At 62.5% G+C, this 14,977-nt stretch carries 13 protein-coding genes and 1 tRNA gene; 5 read left to right on the top strand and 9 right to left on the bottom strand.

What is annotated here, in order from left to right; translation table 11 throughout:
- Nucleotides 1-5: 5 nt before the first annotated feature.
- Nucleotides 6-176 carry a hypothetical protein gene (locus tag LB523_RS16830; protein ID WP_224532243.1) on the top strand — a complete coding sequence of 57 codons (171 nt, stop codon included), beginning with the start codon at nucleotides 6-8 and terminating at the stop codon, nucleotides 174-176.
- 70 nt (nucleotides 177-246) lie between these two features.
- On the opposite strand, the gene LB523_RS16825 is transcribed toward LB523_RS16830, so the two are convergent.
- The 3 genes from LB523_RS16825 to LB523_RS16815 form a co-directional block, all read right to left on the bottom strand.
- Nucleotides 247-1,488, bottom strand: a complete 1,242-nt coding sequence (locus tag LB523_RS16825; RefSeq protein ID WP_224604786.1) for an acyltransferase family protein — start codon at nucleotides 1,486-1,488, stop codon at nucleotides 247-249.
- A 65-nt stretch (nucleotides 1,489-1,553) separates the two neighbouring features.
- Nucleotides 1,554-1,628, bottom strand: a tRNA-Val gene (locus tag LB523_RS16820).
- 119 nt (nucleotides 1,629-1,747) lie between these two features.
- A complete protein-coding gene (locus LB523_RS16815) occupies nucleotides 1,748-2,428 on the bottom strand; it encodes a phosphoglycolate phosphatase (protein WP_224604784.1) in 681 nt (226 codons plus the stop codon).
- Between the two features lie 160 nt (nucleotides 2,429-2,588).
- Here LB523_RS16815 and rpiA point away from each other — a divergent pair, with 160 nt between their 5' ends.
- The 3 genes from rpiA to gor all read left to right on the top strand — a co-directional run bounded on the left by rpiA (nucleotide 2,589) and on the right by gor (nucleotide 5,413).
- Nucleotides 2,589-3,284, top strand: a complete 696-nt coding sequence (gene rpiA, locus LB523_RS16810) for a ribose-5-phosphate isomerase RpiA (RefSeq protein ID WP_140636648.1) — start codon at nucleotides 2,589-2,591, stop codon at nucleotides 3,282-3,284.
- 21 nt (nucleotides 3,285-3,305) lie between these two features.
- The gene (locus LB523_RS16805; protein WP_095765420.1) at nucleotides 3,306-3,905 is read left to right on the top strand and encodes a DUF2059 domain-containing protein; all 600 of its coding nucleotides are present in this window, start codon (nucleotides 3,306-3,308) and stop codon (nucleotides 3,903-3,905) included.
- A gap of 119 nt (nucleotides 3,906-4,024) precedes the next feature.
- Nucleotides 4,025-5,413 carry a glutathione-disulfide reductase gene (gor, locus tag LB523_RS16800; protein ID WP_224604782.1) on the top strand — a complete coding sequence of 463 codons (1,389 nt, stop codon included), beginning with the start codon at nucleotides 4,025-4,027 and terminating at the stop codon, nucleotides 5,411-5,413.
- Between the two features lie 51 nt (nucleotides 5,414-5,464).
- Here gor and mgtE read toward each other — a convergent pair whose 3' ends face one another.
- The 4 genes from mgtE to LB523_RS16780 all read right to left on the bottom strand — a co-directional run bounded on the left by mgtE (nucleotide 5,465) and on the right by LB523_RS16780 (nucleotide 12,188).
- A complete protein-coding gene (gene mgtE, locus LB523_RS16795) occupies nucleotides 5,465-6,829 on the bottom strand; it encodes a magnesium transporter (RefSeq protein WP_224604778.1) in 1,365 nt (454 codons plus the stop codon).
- Nucleotides 6,830-7,088: 259 nt separating this feature from the next.
- Complete coding sequence (locus LB523_RS16790; RefSeq protein WP_224604764.1) at nucleotides 7,089-8,978, bottom strand: ABC transporter ATP-binding protein/permease; 1,890 nt, start codon at nucleotides 8,976-8,978, stop codon at nucleotides 7,089-7,091.
- A 670-nt stretch (nucleotides 8,979-9,648) separates the two neighbouring features.
- Complete coding sequence (locus tag LB523_RS16785; RefSeq protein ID WP_140843327.1) at nucleotides 9,649-10,329, bottom strand: DsbA family oxidoreductase; 681 nt, start codon at nucleotides 10,327-10,329, stop codon at nucleotides 9,649-9,651.
- Between the two features lie 38 nt (nucleotides 10,330-10,367).
- A complete protein-coding gene (locus tag LB523_RS16780) occupies nucleotides 10,368-12,188 on the bottom strand; it encodes an extracellular solute-binding protein (RefSeq protein ID WP_224604763.1) in 1,821 nt (606 codons plus the stop codon).
- A 292-nt stretch (nucleotides 12,189-12,480) separates the two neighbouring features.
- On the opposite strand from LB523_RS16780, the gene LB523_RS16775 reads away from it, so the two are divergent.
- Nucleotides 12,481-13,101: an invasion associated locus B family protein gene (locus tag LB523_RS16775; protein WP_095765425.1), complete on the top strand. Its 621-nt coding sequence runs from the start codon at nucleotides 12,481-12,483 to the stop codon at nucleotides 13,099-13,101.
- 97 nt (nucleotides 13,102-13,198) lie between these two features.
- Here the strand turns inward: LB523_RS16775 and hspQ are convergent, their stop codons facing one another.
- Together hspQ and LB523_RS16765 are read right to left on the bottom strand one after the other, a co-directional pair.
- Complete coding sequence (gene hspQ / locus LB523_RS16770; protein ID WP_224604761.1) at nucleotides 13,199-13,522, bottom strand: heat shock protein HspQ; 324 nt, start codon at nucleotides 13,520-13,522, stop codon at nucleotides 13,199-13,201.
- Between the two features lie 238 nt (nucleotides 13,523-13,760).
- On the bottom strand, nucleotides 13,761-14,972 hold the full coding sequence (locus LB523_RS16765) for a UbiH/UbiF family hydroxylase (RefSeq protein ID WP_224604758.1): 1,212 nt from the start codon (nucleotides 14,970-14,972) through the stop codon (nucleotides 13,761-13,763).
- Between the last annotated feature and the right edge of the window lie 5 nt (nucleotides 14,973-14,977).

Below are 14,977 nucleotides of genomic sequence, written 5' to 3'. Positions count from 1 at the left end.
GCCCCATGCCCGATCAATTCTCGCGCGTCATCGCCTTCCTTGCCGTGGTCACGGCCCTGCTGTTTGCCGGGCTGCATTTCCATCAAGGACACATCATCGCCACGCTCTATTTCATGACCGGCGCCGTATTGGTGACAGCGGTGACGCATATGAATGTGCGCAGAGGGCTGATCTAGAATCCGGTTGTCGGGCCATCCAAGCAGGTCGAATAGACGGTGCGTGGATTGAAACTGAGACCTTCTGTGTTCACCCACGCTGGACGGCGGCGGGCTGAAGCTTCGAGCGGAGGCGCCATGCCATTGCGTGGCCCAATCGAACGCCTGGACGTTCGACTGCCGTATGCTGCATGTGAGCCAGCGGAGTGATGACGAGGACCGAAAAGGCAAACGAGGCGAGTGCCAGTGTGAAAGGAGAAACTCCTGCATTGACGGCCTTTGCGAGTAGCTCAGGCATGTTCCAAAGAGCGATCAGCACCAATGGGTGCAACAAGTAGAAGCTGAAAGAGATGCGGCCGAAATACCTGGCCACAGCCATCAGACGACCTTTCCGCAACGGAACGCCATAGGCGATCAACGCCGAGATAAAACCCGCGAAAGCCGTCTCGAAAATCACGGACCAGTTGGACCACCATCCAAGCAAGGGGCGCGAGAGTGCGAACCCGGCGACCGCGAGGGCGAGCGACAGGGCCGGACGAGGAAGGCGAGCGACTATCTTCCTTCCATAGGCACAAGCGATCATTCCGGACACGAAGGAGTAGAGGTTCCCTAACGAAACGCCCTTTCCGGGCGTTCCAGACCACTGCCCGCTGAATGACAGGCCGAGCAAGATGAGGGCGGGCAGAACCAGAGCGACAGCGCCCCATCGCCGCCAGGACCAATAGAGCAAAAAAATCAGTGGGGCCGCGATCATTTCGGTTTGGAGCGACCACATCACGCCGTTGATGTCGGTACGCAGCAACAGCGCATTGGCCATCACATTCCTGGTCGTGTAGACCTCAGCCGGCCCAAGCGACATGCCGGTCAGCAGAAACAGTCCGACGAAGATCGCGATGGTTGAAAAGATGGCAGGGTAGATGCGCAGAACGCGTCCTATGAAAAATGGGCCGGCGCTGGCCTTGAGGTCATCCGTCTGCCGACTGAGCATCATCATGAGAACGAAGCCGCTCAGGACAAAGAAAAATACGACGGCGCCGTGGCCGTTCCCGGCGATGCGGAAAGCCGCATCAAGGTAGCTTTGGCTTCGATACGAGCCCTGCACCAAAGAGACCGCTTGCCGCGTCGAAGCATAATATGTCGCCTGACCGCAATGAAAGAGCGCGACCATCAGCGCGGCGACGCCGCGAGCTGCTTCGAGGCCAGGTACGAATTCACGGCGCGAGATAGCGATATCCCCCATGTCGCTGACGTTTCCCCGCAATCTCCTCTTGATGCGCTCGGACGGCACCGGGCGGCATCCCCCGAAACCGACTGTGCCCAATTCGAGCCACATAAGCTCCATTCCCTACGCGCATTTGCGCGGAGGTCGTCATAAGAACTGTGGAAAACCAAGGGAAATGGTGGGCGATGCAGGGATTGAACCTACGACCCCACCCGTGTGAAGGGTGTGCTCTCCCGCTGAGCTAATCGCCCGCCTTAGGCCCGTAGGCCGAAGCGAGCCGCGATATAAGGTAGGCCGGTGAGCGAAGTCAAGGCGATGTGCCGACGATCTTGGACTGAATTTCGAGGCGCGGAGGCCGACTAGCCACGGCTCAGGGCGCCGCTGCGATCAACCGCTCGGCCAGTTGCGGCGTCAGCGTGTCGAAATGCGAGATCACCAGAGTTGGCTCGAATTCGCGCACATGGCGGTCGGTGTAGCCGAAATCGACCGCGACCACCGGAATGCCGGCTGCCTTGGCGGTGTCGATGTCGGTCTGCGAATCGCCGATCATCAAGGCGTTCTCCGCATCGCCGCCCGCCAGCCGGATCGTCTCGGTGAGATGGCGCGGATCGGGTTTGCGGAAGGCGAAAGTGTCCTGGCCGCAGATCGCGGCAAAGTAGTTCGACAAGCCCAGCGCGCCGATCAGCGTCGCGGAATTGGCTTCGTATTTGTTGGTGCAGACCGCCATCAGATAGCCGGCGGCCCGGAAACGGTCGAGTGCGGCGACGACGCCGGGGTAGGGGCGCGACTTGCCGGGAATATTCAACGTGTAATGGTCGAGGAACAGCTTCAGCAGCCGGTCGTGCTCTTCCGCCATCAGCGCCTTGTTCTGCGCGGCATGCGCGCGTTCGATCATCACGCGGCCGCCATGGCCGACGAAGCGTCTGAAGCCGGCTTCGTCGACAGCTGCGAGGTCGCTCGCCGCGAGGCTGTGGTTGAGGCTGTCGAGCAGGTCGGGCGCGGTGTCGATCAGCGTTCCATCCAGGTCGAAGACGATGATCGGGCGGGTCATGAGTGGGTCCTGCGGCAATTGCGTTGCCGCAGCCGATACAGGCTGGCCCAAGTTCAAGCAAGAAGCCTCGATCGGTCCACAGAGCCTTTGAGGGCGAGCCTTTGACGGGACAGGCAAAAATGCTAGGAGGCGCGCGAAACCGGCGAAATCGGGGCTCCCCATGGATGCAAGGCAGTTGAAGGTCGAGGCCGCGCGGGCAGCGCTCGCCCATGTCGGCAGCGGCATGCGGCTCGGCATCGGCACCGGCACCACGGCTGAAGAATTCGTGCGGCTGCTGGCCGAGAAGGTTGCGACCGGCCTCAAGGTCATTGGCGTGCCGACTTCCGAGCGTACCGCAGCACTCTGCCGCGAGCTCGGTGTGCCGCTGTCTACACTGGAAGAAACGCCCGAGCTCGACCTCACCGTCGACGGCGCCGACGAGGTCGACCCGGAGCTGACCCTGATCAAGGGCGGCGGCGGCGCGCTGCTGCGCGAAAAGATCGTCGCGGCAGCGTCCGAACGCATGATCGTCATCGCCGACAAATCCAAGATGGTCGAGACACTCGGCCGGTTTCCGCTGCCGATCGAGGTCAACAAATTCGGCCTGCGCGCCACCGAGATCGCAGTACGCGCCGCCGCGGCAGGGCTAGGCCTTTCCGGCCCGGTTACATTGAGGATGACGGGAAGCCAGCCATTTGTTACAGACGGCGGCCACTTTATCCTCGATGCATCTTTTGGCCGCATTCCGGATACAAGAGCGCTGTCGAATGCTCTCTTCGCCATTCCAGGCGTTGTCGAGCACGGTCTATTCATCGGGCTGGCGTCAACGGCCATCATCGCCGGCGGCGACGGTATCGAAACCGTCCATGCAGCCTGAAACCAGGGAGTTCTACCGACTATGATTTTGCCTAAACGAGTTCGCCGCTTTTCGACGCTTCTGGCGGCCTCGGCCGTCCTTGCGCTGTCGTCACCGGTGTTTGCTCAGGACATCAGCGAATCGCATCTGAAGGCCGCGCGCGCGGCTGTCGCGGCGATCCATGCCACGGATTCGTTCGACAACATCCTGCCGCAGGCGGCCGGCGCGCTGGAATCGCAGCTCATCCAGAAAAACCCCGACATGCAGGAACTGATCGGCAAGACCGTGACCGAGAAGGCGCTTGGCATGGCCTCGCGGCGCGCCGACCTGGAAAAGGAGGCGGCCATGGCCTATGCCAAGGTGTTCTCCGAGAAGGACCTCAACGATATCGCCGCCTTCTACAGCTCCGAGGCCGGCAAGAAGCTGCTGGATAGCGGCCCCGCGGTGACGCGCGACCTCGTCAAGGCTGCCGACATCTGGCAAAATGGCGTTGCCCGCGATCTCGCCCAGCAGGTCGGCGAGACGCTTGCGGCCGCCGCCAAGGCCAAGGCGCCGGCAGCGCCGGCTCCGGCCGCCACCGCGCCCGCCGATGGTTCCGCTCCGGCGGACAATTCGGCTCCGGCTGACGATTCGCAGAACTGATCGCTGTCAATCCGCCGACAGCGGCTGGACCACAAAGCCCGGGTTTGCCCGGGCTTTTCTTTTGCCGCTTGGCAGCCTACCTCTGACCCCCGTCTTTCTCATTCGCAGGAGCCCAAGCGATGGCCGCTTATGACTATGATCTGTTCGTCATCGGCGGCGGCTCCGGCGGGGTAAGGGCGGCCCGGGTGGCGGCGGCTCTCGGCAAGCGCGTGGCCATCGCCGAGGAATACCGCTTCGGCGGCACCTGCGTCATTCGCGGCTGCGTGCCGAAGAAGCTCTATGTCTATGCTTCGCAATTTCCCGAGCATTTCGCCGATGCCGCCGGCTATGGCTGGACGGTGCCCGAGGCGAGCTTCGACTGGCCGACGCTGGTCGCCAACAAGGACAAGGAGATCGCGCGGCTCGAAGCGATCTACAAGAAGAATGTCGAAGGCTCCGGCGGCGAGACCTTTCATTCACGCGCAGTGCTCGTCGACAGGCACAGCATCTATCTGGTTGCCGAGGACCGCACGGTCAGCGCCGACCAGATCCTGATCGCCACCGGCGGGCGTCCGGCGCCGCATCCGGCGCTGCCAGGCCATGAATATTGCATCTTCTCCAACGAGGCCTTCGATCTCAAGGAGCTGCCGAAGGCGATCATGATCGAGGGCGGCGGCTACATCGCCGTCGAATTCGCCAACATCTTCCACGGCCTGGGCGTCGACACCACGCTGGTCTATCGCGGCCAGGAGATTCTGAGCCGCTTTGACATGGATCTGCGCCGCTCGCTGCACGAGACAATGGAGAGGAAAGGCATCAGGATTCTTTGCCATGCGGTTTCGGAATCGGTGCGCAAGACACCGGAGGGCAAGCTGGACGTGCTGCTGTCTTCCGGCCAAACGCTGACGGTCGACCAGGTGATGCTCGCGATCGGACGTCTCCCCAATACCGAGAATATGGGCCTGGAAGGCGTCGGCGTCGAACTCGGCAAGACGGGCGCGATCGTCGTGGACAAATATTCGCGCACCAATGTCGATAACATCTGGGCGATCGGCGATGTCACGCATCGCGTGCAACTCACGCCAGTGGCGATCCACGAGGCGATGTGCTTCGTCGAGACGGCCTTCAAGGACAACCCGACAGCGCCGGACCACGACACCATTCCGACGGCTGTATTCTCGCAGCCGGAAATCGGCACTGTCGGCCTGTCGGAAGACGACGCAATCGAGCGCTATGCGGATGTCGAGATCTACCGCGCATCCTTCCGTCCGATGCGCCACACGCTGTCCGGCCGCGACGAGAAGATGCTGATCAAGCTGGTGGTCGACGGCGCATCCAGGAAGGTGATCGGCGCCCATATTCTGGGCCCCGATGCCGGCGAGATGGCGCAGCTTCTCGGCATTCCGCTGAAGGCTGGCCTGACCAAGGAGGACTTCGACCGCACCATGGCCGTGCATCCGACCGCGGCCGAGGAGCTGGTGACGATGTACAAGCCGACCTATCGCGTGAAGAACGGCGAACGGGTCTGACCGGATCGTGGGATGCGACGGCCGCCGGCGATGCCGGTGGCCGTCAAGCTTCTACAGAAGAGTGCCGCGCAGGATCATCAGCGCCACCGAGAAGTAGATGACCAGCCCGGTGACATCGACCAGCGTGGCGACGAACGGCGCCGAAGCGCTCGCCGGGTCGAAGCCGATGCGCTTCAGCGCGAAGGGCAGCATCGATCCCGACAGCGAGCCGAAGGTGACGATGCCGACGAGCGCCGCTCCTACCGTCGCCGCGATCAGCATCCAGTGCGGGCCGTAGTCGTAGAAGCCGAAATACTGCCAGAGCGCGATGCGGCAGATGCCGACGATGCCGAGGATCGAGCCGAGCACCAGACCGGTCGGCAGCTCGCGCAAGGCCACCCGCCACCAGTCGCGCAGCCCGATCTCGCGCAGCGCCAGCGCGCGAATGACGAGCGAGGTCGCCTGCGAGCCGGAGTTGCCGCCGGAACTCATGATCAGCGGGATGAACAGCGTCAGCACGATCGCCTTTTCCAGTTCGCCTTCGTAGCTCTGCATGGCGTTGGCCGTCAGCATCTCGCTGAGGAACAGCGCGCAAAGCCAGCCGGCGCGCTTCTGGATCATGGCGAGGAAGCTCATCTTCATATAGGGCTCGTCCAGCGCCTCCATGCCGCCGAAGCGGTGCACATCCTCGGTCGTCTCCTCGATCATCGTGTCGATGATGTCGTCGATGGTGACGATGCCGAGGAGCTTGCCGTGGTCGACGACCGGCAAGGCCAGCAGGTCGTATTTGGAGATGGTCTGCGCCAGGGTCTCGCGATCGGTGAGCGGCGTCACCGTCACCGGCATGCGATCGGGCGCCACCGACAGGATCGAATCCTCCGGATTGCCGGTGATCAGCCGGCGCAATCCGGTCGCCCGCAGTAAAAGATGCGTCTCCGGGTCGACGATGTAGATGGCGTAGATGGTTTCGCGGCTGCGCTCGACCTTGCGGATGTAGTCGAGCGTGCGCCAAACGGTCCAGTCGGAAGGCACGCTGACGAATTCCGTCGTCATGATCGAGGCGGCGCTGCCTTCCGGATATCCCAGAATGGACAGCAGCGTCGCGCGCAGCGGCGGCGCCAAGGCGCCGAGCAACTCCGAGCGGGCCGGCTCGTCCAGCTCGCGTAGGATGTCGGCGGCGCGGTCGACCGACATGGCAGTCAGGAGCTTGCTCGCCTTCGGGCGCGGCAGGGCCTCGGCAAGCTCGGGTGCTGCTTCGAGCTCAGGCTGGTCGAAAATCTCAACCAGCCGCTCGAACGGCACGGCGCAGAGCAGCTCGATCACCGTCTCGCGGGATTCATGGTTGAGGGCTTCAACGACGTCGGCGACGTGATCGTTGGCAAGAACACGGGCGACAGCGATTGCTTCGTCGTCCAATACGGGGGCGAATTCGTTCATGGCTCACTCCTTGCCGTCCGGCAGGACGTGAGCCGTCAGGTCACGTCAGGGCGGACGGCGGTTGCGTTCGACTGTGACTGTCGCCAGGCATGGCGGGTTGACCTTTCTGCTCGCGGGGTTCGAGTTTGACTTTGGCGAGCGGGCGCAACATAGGAGCGGTTTTTGCCGAGTCAATCGCGAAGGGCGCCGAAAAGGGACGCGGGCAGGCCGGATCGCGAGACTGTGATCGAAGACGCCGGTCAAGGGCTTGGTAGGACTGCTATTTCTGCTTCAGCCGGCGGAAGCGCAGCCACTTTTCCTCGACCGGCCGAGGCTGGGCGAGAATGGTGGTGAGCTCGCGCGGCAGGCTGGGCGCAAGCGGCTTCTTGGTGGCCACGCCGTCGGCAATCGAAACCACGCTGTGGTAGAACTCCTCACCGGACAGCGAGCGCGGCGCCACCGCCTCGTGCATGACGCTGATCACGGTGACGTTCGGGCAATTGTCCTTGATCGCCTGGTGGAAGGCGATCTTACCTTCGGGATCGAGCGCGCCGGTCGCTTCGTCGAGGAACAGAAGTCCCGGCTGCTGCAGGATGATGCGCGCGACCACCAGCTTCTGCTTCTGGCCGCCCGAAAGCACCTGGTCCCAGATCTTGCCCTCGCGGCTCTCGTCGGCCAGCTGCCCGATGAAGTCGCCGAGGCCGGCCTTGTGCAGGGCCGCGGCAACCTGCGTGTCGCTGTGATCGCTCTCTGAACCCGGCAGGCAGACGAGCTGCTTCAGCGAGACCTGCTGCAGCTTGACCTCCTGAGCGGCGTAGAAGCTCGTCACGCCCTCCGGGAAGACAATGGTGCCGCGGCCATATGGCCATAGACCGTTGATCGCCTTGATCAGCGAAGTCTTGCCGCAGCCGGACTCGCCCTTGAGGAAGGTCCATTCGCCGCGACGGAAGCGCAGATTGGCGGCGCTGAGGAAAGGCGTCGCGTCTTCGCCCTGATGCGCCAGCTCGAGCTTCTGGATGGTCAGGCCGAACACCGGGTTCTGGGTGGCGTAGCCGAAGTCGGAGCGGCCGGTCTGCTGATAGAATTCGCGCGGGTGCTGGACGTTCTCGATGGCATCGGCGAGTTCGGTGACGCGCTGGCTATTGGCCCTGAGCGTCGCGATCGCCGGCATCACATGGATGAACCACGAGCACTGGCTGATCAACTGGGCGACCATTTCGGAGCCGGTGATGTAGCCTTTGTAGTCGAGGCGGTTGTGGATGAACGACACAAGGCCTGGTGAATAGGCAACAATACGGGCGCCGACGAAATTGTAAATCAGCTCGAACGAGGTGTAGCTGGTGTTAACGATATTGAGCCGCCCCCACGTCTTGTCGATGTCGACATAGAGCCTGTCATGCATCGACTTTTGCACGCCCTCGCCATGCGAGGCGGCGACGTGGAAGCTGCGGCGCAGGAACGTCGTCAGTTCGCTGCGGTAGCTGCCCTCGGCCTGCTGCATGCGCACGTTGAGCCGCTCGAGCAGCCGCCCGAGCTTGACGGCGATCCAGGTGTTCAGCGGCACGTAGATGGCGACGGCGAGGAAAGCCAGCACCGCGGTGCCGTAGCCGCCGAGGAATTCCAGGCCCTTGACCTCGACCGAGGACCCGATCAGGTTTTCGCCGATGAAATAGAGCGAAGTCGCGACACCCAGCACGCCCATGGCAAGCCCGATGGCGCCGCCGGTCATGTCCTTGATCGATTCCTGGATGCGCTGGTCGATGTTGTCCGGAGCGACGATGCCGCCGGCCGCCGAGCCGTGCTGCGCATGAAAATGGGTATGGTTGCCGTCGAGCAGCGCCTGGTTGAACTGGCTGTTCAGCCAGCCCCGCCATTTGCGGTGCAAGGTCGTTGAAACGAGATTGCGCACGCCGGTGAAGCCGGCATCCTTCAGCACGACCAGCAGCACCAATATGCCGGCATTGGTCAGAATGGTCTGCAACGGGTGGGTGTTGGCGGCGTCGTGGAGGAAGGCGATCGAATTGCCCAACTCGCCCAGTGCCAAGGCGAACCAGACGCCAGCCTTGCTGGACAAAGCCGTCAGCAGCGCGATGACGAATGTGAGGGTCCAGGCTTCCTTCCACCGGTCGGAGAACCAGTAGGCTCGCATCAGCCCCCAGAATGTGCGCATCGACGATACCGGCGTCAGCGACGAGGTCTTCGCCTCGTTGGATGTTTGCTCCGGTACTGTTCGTTGCGGTCTACCGACCCCAGTCACGATCCCGCCCAAACCTTTCTTAGTTTTGTTACAACACCAATTGATCATTTTCCATTAATTTTCTGCCAACGAATGTGAACAGGGTTACTCGCCGTGGCATCAGGGCAACAGAAAGGCTGCGCCGGGCGATCGCTATTCGCGGCGATTTCATCTTGTATTTCAGTTTGCTAGAGCTGTTTTTGCCAGCCGGCGGCAACCTTCCCTAAGGGAAGTGGAAAACACGGGTTTGTGAATGAAAAAGAAGTGTCCGCAGGCCGCGATGACTACTGGCGGTGACCGGGATGACCGAAAATTTGCCGCCCGTGAGCTACTCAGGGTTTACCTGATTCGTCTTTTCCGGAGGCGCTGAAAATGGCCGGAAATGGTCTTGTCGGCAGCGTTGTATCTGTCGAGGGCGATCTCGCCGCTGCCGAAACGGACATGGCCGTCCCGGCGATCAGGGCTGTTGAGGCGAGCTGACCAAGCTTGGCTACGGCAACAGCTTCTTCCTGAGCAAAGCCAAGGCGACCGCGAAACAGGAGGACAATTTTCAGGAAGCGCGCGGCGGTCAGGTCGGCGGCTACGGATCGCGCTGACGGAACATTCAGTTCGCGGTTTCGAGCTCGCCGCGCGCCTTGGCCTGGGCCACCTGGCGGATGGCGTCGGCAAGCGTGTCGGCATCCTGCGCGCCCATCACGGCGTATTTGCCTTCGAGCAGGAAGCAGGGCACGCCGGTGATGCCCATGCGCGAAGCGGTGGCGATCTCGTTGCGGACGGCCTCAACGTCGGCGTCGGTCGGCAGCAGCGTCTCGACCACCGACGCATCCATGCCGGCCTCGCCGGCGGCCGTAACCAACACGGCATGGTCGCCGATGTTCACGCCTTCCTCGAAATTCAGCTGGAAGAGGCGGCGCACCAGCCGGTTCTGCACGTCCTCGCCGGCTGCGCCCGCCCAGCGGATGACGCGGTGCGCGTCGAGGGTGTTCGGCGCGACCTTGATGGCGCCAAAGGCAAAGCTGATGCCCTCGGCTTCGCCGAGCGGCTCGATGCGCGCGTGGATCTGATGGATACGCTCCTCGCTGCCGAACTTGCCGAGCATGTATTGGCGGCGATCCATGCCGGCTGGCGGGATGGTCGGATCGAGCTGGAATGGCCGCCAGCGCACGCGCACGTCGATGTCGCTTGCAGAAGCGATGGCCTTGTCCAGCCGCTTCTGGCCGATGAAGCACCAGGGGCAGACGACATCGGACACCACGTCGACGGTGATGGTGTTCTTGGCGCTCATGCTCGTCTCCTGTTTGGTCTCAGCCGGTCGGGCCTGCCTCAGTTGGGCTTTCGCCACCAGGTCGGCAGCTGGTAGCCGAATATGGGGGTCTTTTGCGGATGTTCCAGATAGCTCCAGTAAGCGACCCATTGCTGCGTGTTGTACTGCATCGGCACCATGTAGCTGCCTGAGATCAGCAGCCGGTCGAGCACACGCACCGCCGCGACATAGTCTTCTTTGGTGCGGGCGTTCAGCATCGCGTTGATCGCGGCGTCGATCGCCGGATCGGCAACGCCGGCGAGGTTGAACGATCCTTCCGTTTTCGCGGCGACAGATCCCCAGCGGCCGACCTGCTCGCTGCCGGGCGACAGCGAATTGCTGAAGCCGCTCGTCCCGATCAGAACCTCGAAGTCGAAACGCTGCTTGCGCGACTGGATCTGGTCGCCGTCGAGGGTGCGGATGCCGACGTCGATACCGATCTTTTCCAGTGTGCGCTGATAGACCGCCGCCAGCCGCTCTTCGTCCTGCGACGAGGTCAGGATCTCGAAGCCGAACGGGTTTCCTTGCGCGTCGAGCATCTTGCCGTCCTGCACATGGAAGCCGGCGCTCTTCAGCAATTCGAAGGCGGTTTTGAGCACCTTGCGGTCCTGGCCTGAACCATCCGTCACGGGTGGGCGCCAGGTGCCGTCCATCACGTCCGGCGGCACGCGGCCGGGGTAGGGCGCAAGCAGCGCCTTTTCGCGATCGTCCGCAGGGTGGCCGAGCGCCGAAAGCTCGGAATTCTGCCAATAGCTCATGGTGCGGTTGAACTTGCCGCCGAACAGATTCTTGTTCGTCCATTCGAAATCGTAGAGCATGCCGAGCGCGCGGCGGACGACGGGATCGGCGAATTTGGCCAGCCGGGCGTTGAACAGAAAGCCGGTCACAACCGGAGGAATGCCGGTGTTGAAATACTCTTCCCTCACATCCCCCTTTCGGAAGGCTGGAAAGTCGATGTCGCGCTCACGCTTGACCGGATCGGTCTCGTCATCGAGAGCGCAAATTCCTTTCTTGAACGCTTCCGTCTTGGCGTTGGCGTTGAGAAAATACTCGATCGTGACCTGATCGAAATTGTCGAAGCCGCGCTTCGACGGAATGTCTTTGCCCCAGTAATCCGGATTCCGCTTGAAGACGATACGCTGCCCCGGCAACACCTTGTCCACGGTGTAGGGGCCGCTGCCGATCAGCGGCTTCAGCGTGGTCTTGTCGAACGTGTCCTTGTCGAAGGCGTGCTTGGGGACGATCGGCGTCAACGCGACGATCAGCGGGAATTCGCGATTGGCCTTGTCGTTGAAGGTGAACTTCACGCTGTGCTCGCCGGTCTTCTCCAGCTTGGCGATCATGCTCATGCGGTCGCTGTAGGGCGGGCGGCCCTTCGCGGCGAAGACGTCGTAGGTGAACAGCACGTCCTCCGGCGTCACCGGCTGGCCGTCCGACCATTTTGCATTGGGGTTCAGATGGAACTCGATGCTCTTTCGCTCCGGGTCCATGTCGGCACTGTCGGCAAGCAGCCCGTAAAGGCTGAAGGGCTCGTCATAGTTTCGCTGCATCAGCGGCTCGAAGACGAGATTGCCGTAAACCGTATCGATCATCCCGCGCGCTGTGGTGCGCAGGCTTTTCAGGATAAAGGGATTGAGGTTGTCGAAGGAGCCGACGACGCAATAAGTGACGCTGCCGCCTTTCGGCGCGACCGGATTGACGTAGTCGAAATGCTGATAATCGGGCGGCAGCGCCGGCTCGCCTTGCATGGCTAAGCCGTGCTTCGGCTCCGACTGTGCAGGAAGGAGCGAAAGAGCCAGAAACGAGGTCGCGGCGATCAGCCGGACGAGAACGCGGTCCATGACCGTCTCCTTGCCGGACGGCTTTGTGATTCGCCATGCACCCTAGAGCATTTCGCTATCCGATTGAATCGGCGCGCAATGGGAATCGGGTTCCCCCGCTCCAGCGCCGATCGATGCTTGCCCTGGACATCGAACCGCGAAGAAATCGCGGAAACCGGGCTGGATTCGATGTCGCTGGCAGTGTAACACGCGCTCCGAAGTCATCCTGTTGCCTCATTTGGGCAACAGGTAGCTGGACCACACGGCACGAAGAAGCCGGTCCCCGGGATCATTTGAGAGGAAAGTGCACCATATGACGATCAACGCGTACCGCCTTTCGGTGCTGGCCGCAGGCGTGGTCGGCGTTCTGGGCGCCGGGCTTTTCACCGCCTCGGCCCAACAGCAGCCGCAGATCCCTCAGGGCTGGTTCAAGGCCTGCACCAAGCAGGAAGACGTCGACATTTGCAATGTGCAGAACATCGTCACGGCCGGCAACGGCCAACTCGTCACCGGCGTCAGCCTGATCGAGCTCAAGGGCAAGGTGAACCGCAAGGTCTTCCAGGTCACTGTGCCGACCGGCCGCCTCGTGCCTCCCGGAATTGCGCTGCAGATCGATGCCGGCAAGGCGCAGAAGCTGGACTATGTGATCTGCTTCCCGGATCGTTGCGTGGCGGAAGTGCCGCTGAGCGACCAGCTCGTCGCTTCCTTCAAGAAGGGGCAGGGCATCACGCTCACCTCGATCAACTTCCAGAACCAGCCGAACCCGATCAAGATCGCGCTCACCGGCTTCAGCGGCGCCTATGACGGCCCGCCGCTGCAGCAGTCGGACATCGAGGACCGGCAGAAAAAGCTGCAGGACTTCGTCGCCAAGAACAATCAGGACTTCGCCAAGAAGCTCAAGGACGAGCAGGACAAGGCCAAGACCGCGAACTGATCGCGCGAGCGCGTTTCTCGGAAACAAAAGCGGGGCAAATGCCCCGCTTTTTTTTATTGCTCCGCGCCGCGCGCCCTAGGCGTCGTTCGTTAGCGCTTCAGTGCTTCGACTGGCGCTTCGGCTCGTAGCGGCCGTCCGGCAGCTTGTCGAACATCTCGCCGATCTGCGGATGCCGGACCGGCTCGCCCGACCGGTCCTCGAGCAGGTTCTGCTCGGACACATAGGCGATGTACTCAGTCTCTGAATTTTCCGTCAGAAGATGGTAGAAAGGCTGGTCCTTGCGCGGACGCACGTCAGCCGGAATAGCCTCGTACCATTCCTCTGTGTTGGCGAATTCGGGGTCGACATCAAAGATCACGCCGCGGAATGGAAACAGCCTGTGGCGAACCACTTGCCCGATCGAGAATTTGGCCGTTTTCATCACATCCACCACTTAGGGTCCGAGGCGCCTGTCGTGGCTGCGCGCAAGGCGCCTAAGGCCTTGAATTTACACATCACCCGGCCAAAAATCGACCCCGACTTTCGGCTGGTGCCTATTTGGCGCAGACGCGGCCGCAGTTCAATAGCCAACTGCTTGATCTTGGCTGAAGCAACGGGTTAGCCCGCGCGGGAGTTTTCCGCCTGAGCGAAAAAATTCCGGCATCATCGGCCTTCGAATACTACCGGCCGAGCTCTTTCCTTAGGCCGCCGGCAATGGCGCGAAAGCCGCTGCCCGGCCGCAGCCCCTCGCGCATGAAGAAGGCGCGCAGCGGCGCGAAGCCGCCAAGCGCACTAAGGCCGGCGCTGCGCGCCATCTGCGCCGGCAGCATGTCGGACAAGAGCGACATGTTGAGCAGGTTCACGGCGCCGCTGCGCGCCCAAATGTCAGGCCGGCGCCTCGTGTCATAGGCGGCAAGGCTTCGGCGCGATCCTGGATCATTGCTGTTTTCACTCGCGATTCCAATCAGATCGTCGATGTCCCTGATGCCGAGGTTGAGGCCTTGCGCGCCGATCGGCGGAAACACATGCGCTGCCTCGCCGACCAGGGCTACGCGGTTTTGCGCGAAGCGACCGGGCGAGGCGGCCGACAAAGGATAGATCTGGCGGCCCGGCTCGACAGAGACCCGGCCAAGCATCGATTGCATCTGCTCCTCGATACGCCCCGACAAGGTTGCATCGTCGAGCGCGGCAAGCTCCCGCGCGGTCTCCGGCCTCACCACCCACACAAGGCTCGAGCGCCTGCCGGGCAGCGGCACCTGCGTGAACGGCCCTGTCTCGGTATGGAACTCGGTTGAAACGAAGCCGTGCTCGCTGCGGTGGCCGAAATTGAGCACAAGCGCCGACTGCGGATAGGGACGCGCAAAGGCGCGAATGCCGGCGGCTTCCCGCGCCAGCGACAGGCGTCCGTCGGCGGCGACAGCAAGCGATGCTGAGAGTTCGCTGCCGTCGGCCAGCCGGGCATGGGCCCGATCGGCGTCCAGGCGCCACGACTCGACGGTGGATTTCAGCCAGTGAATGCCATAATGAGCTGAAACCGCCTTGGCAAGAATGGTGATCAGGGCCTTGTTCGGCAGATTGAGCCCGAATTGTTCCTCGCCGATCTCACTGGCGCGGAAGGTCACGGTTGGACTGCGGATCAGCCGCCTTGTGGCATCGACGATGCGCATCACCTTGAGCGCCGCGGCCTGCGGCCTCAGTTCGGCAAGGATGCCCAGTCGTTCAAGGACTTTCAGGGCGGGGTTCATGAGGGCGGTGGTGCGGCCGTCGGCGGTGTTGGCCTCAGGGCCGACCAGCGTCACTTCGAAGCCGGCCTCGGCGAAGCCGAGCGCGGCGATCAAACCGGCCGGACCGCTGCCGGCAACCAGGATGCGGGCTTTGTTATTGTGCTCCACGCCAG

It is taken from the genome of Mesorhizobium sp. ESP-6-4, assembly GCF_020164735.1.
Taxonomy (GTDB): domain Bacteria; phylum Pseudomonadota; class Alphaproteobacteria; order Rhizobiales; family Rhizobiaceae; genus Mesorhizobium.
Note: the sequence above shows the minus strand (reverse complement) of the source record. Positions and strands in the feature narration are given on the sequence as shown.

What these genes read in the sequence shown, in the direction of transcription:
- LB523_RS16830 (WP_224532243.1), top strand. Translation starts at nt 6, where the DNA reads ATGCCCGATCAATTCTCGCGCGTCATCGCCTTCCTTGCCGTGGTCACG.
- rpiA (WP_140636648.1), top strand. Translation starts at nt 2,589, where the DNA reads ATGGATGCAAGGCAGTTGAAGGTCGAGGCCGCGCGGGCAGCGCTCGCC.
- LB523_RS16785 (WP_140843327.1), bottom strand. Translation starts at nt 10,329, where the DNA reads ATGAGCGCCAAGAACACCATCACCGTCGACGTGGTGTCCGATGTCGTC.
- LB523_RS16775 (WP_095765425.1), top strand. Translation starts at nt 12,481, where the DNA reads ATGACGATCAACGCGTACCGCCTTTCGGTGCTGGCCGCAGGCGTGGTC.
- LB523_RS16825 (WP_224604786.1), bottom strand. Translation starts at nt 1,488, where the DNA reads ATGTGGCTCGAATTGGGCACAGTCGGTTTCGGGGGATGCCGCCCGGTG.
- LB523_RS16815 (WP_224604784.1), bottom strand. Translation starts at nt 2,428, where the DNA reads ATGACCCGCCCGATCATCGTCTTCGACCTGGATGGAACGCTGATCGAC.
- LB523_RS16805 (WP_095765420.1), top strand. Translation starts at nt 3,306, where the DNA reads ATGATTTTGCCTAAACGAGTTCGCCGCTTTTCGACGCTTCTGGCGGCC.
- LB523_RS16780 (WP_224604763.1), bottom strand. Translation starts at nt 12,188, where the DNA reads ATGGACCGCGTTCTCGTCCGGCTGATCGCCGCGACCTCGTTTCTGGCT.
- LB523_RS16790 (WP_224604764.1), bottom strand. Translation starts at nt 8,978, where the DNA reads ATGCGCACATTCTGGGGGCTGATGCGAGCCTACTGGTTCTCCGACCGG.
- gor (WP_224604782.1), top strand. Translation starts at nt 4,025, where the DNA reads ATGGCCGCTTATGACTATGATCTGTTCGTCATCGGCGGCGGCTCCGGC.
- hspQ (WP_224604761.1), bottom strand. Translation starts at nt 13,522, where the DNA reads ATGAAAACGGCCAAATTCTCGATCGGGCAAGTGGTTCGCCACAGGCTG.
- mgtE (WP_224604778.1), bottom strand. Translation starts at nt 6,829, where the DNA reads ATGAACGAATTCGCCCCCGTATTGGACGACGAAGCAATCGCTGTCGCC.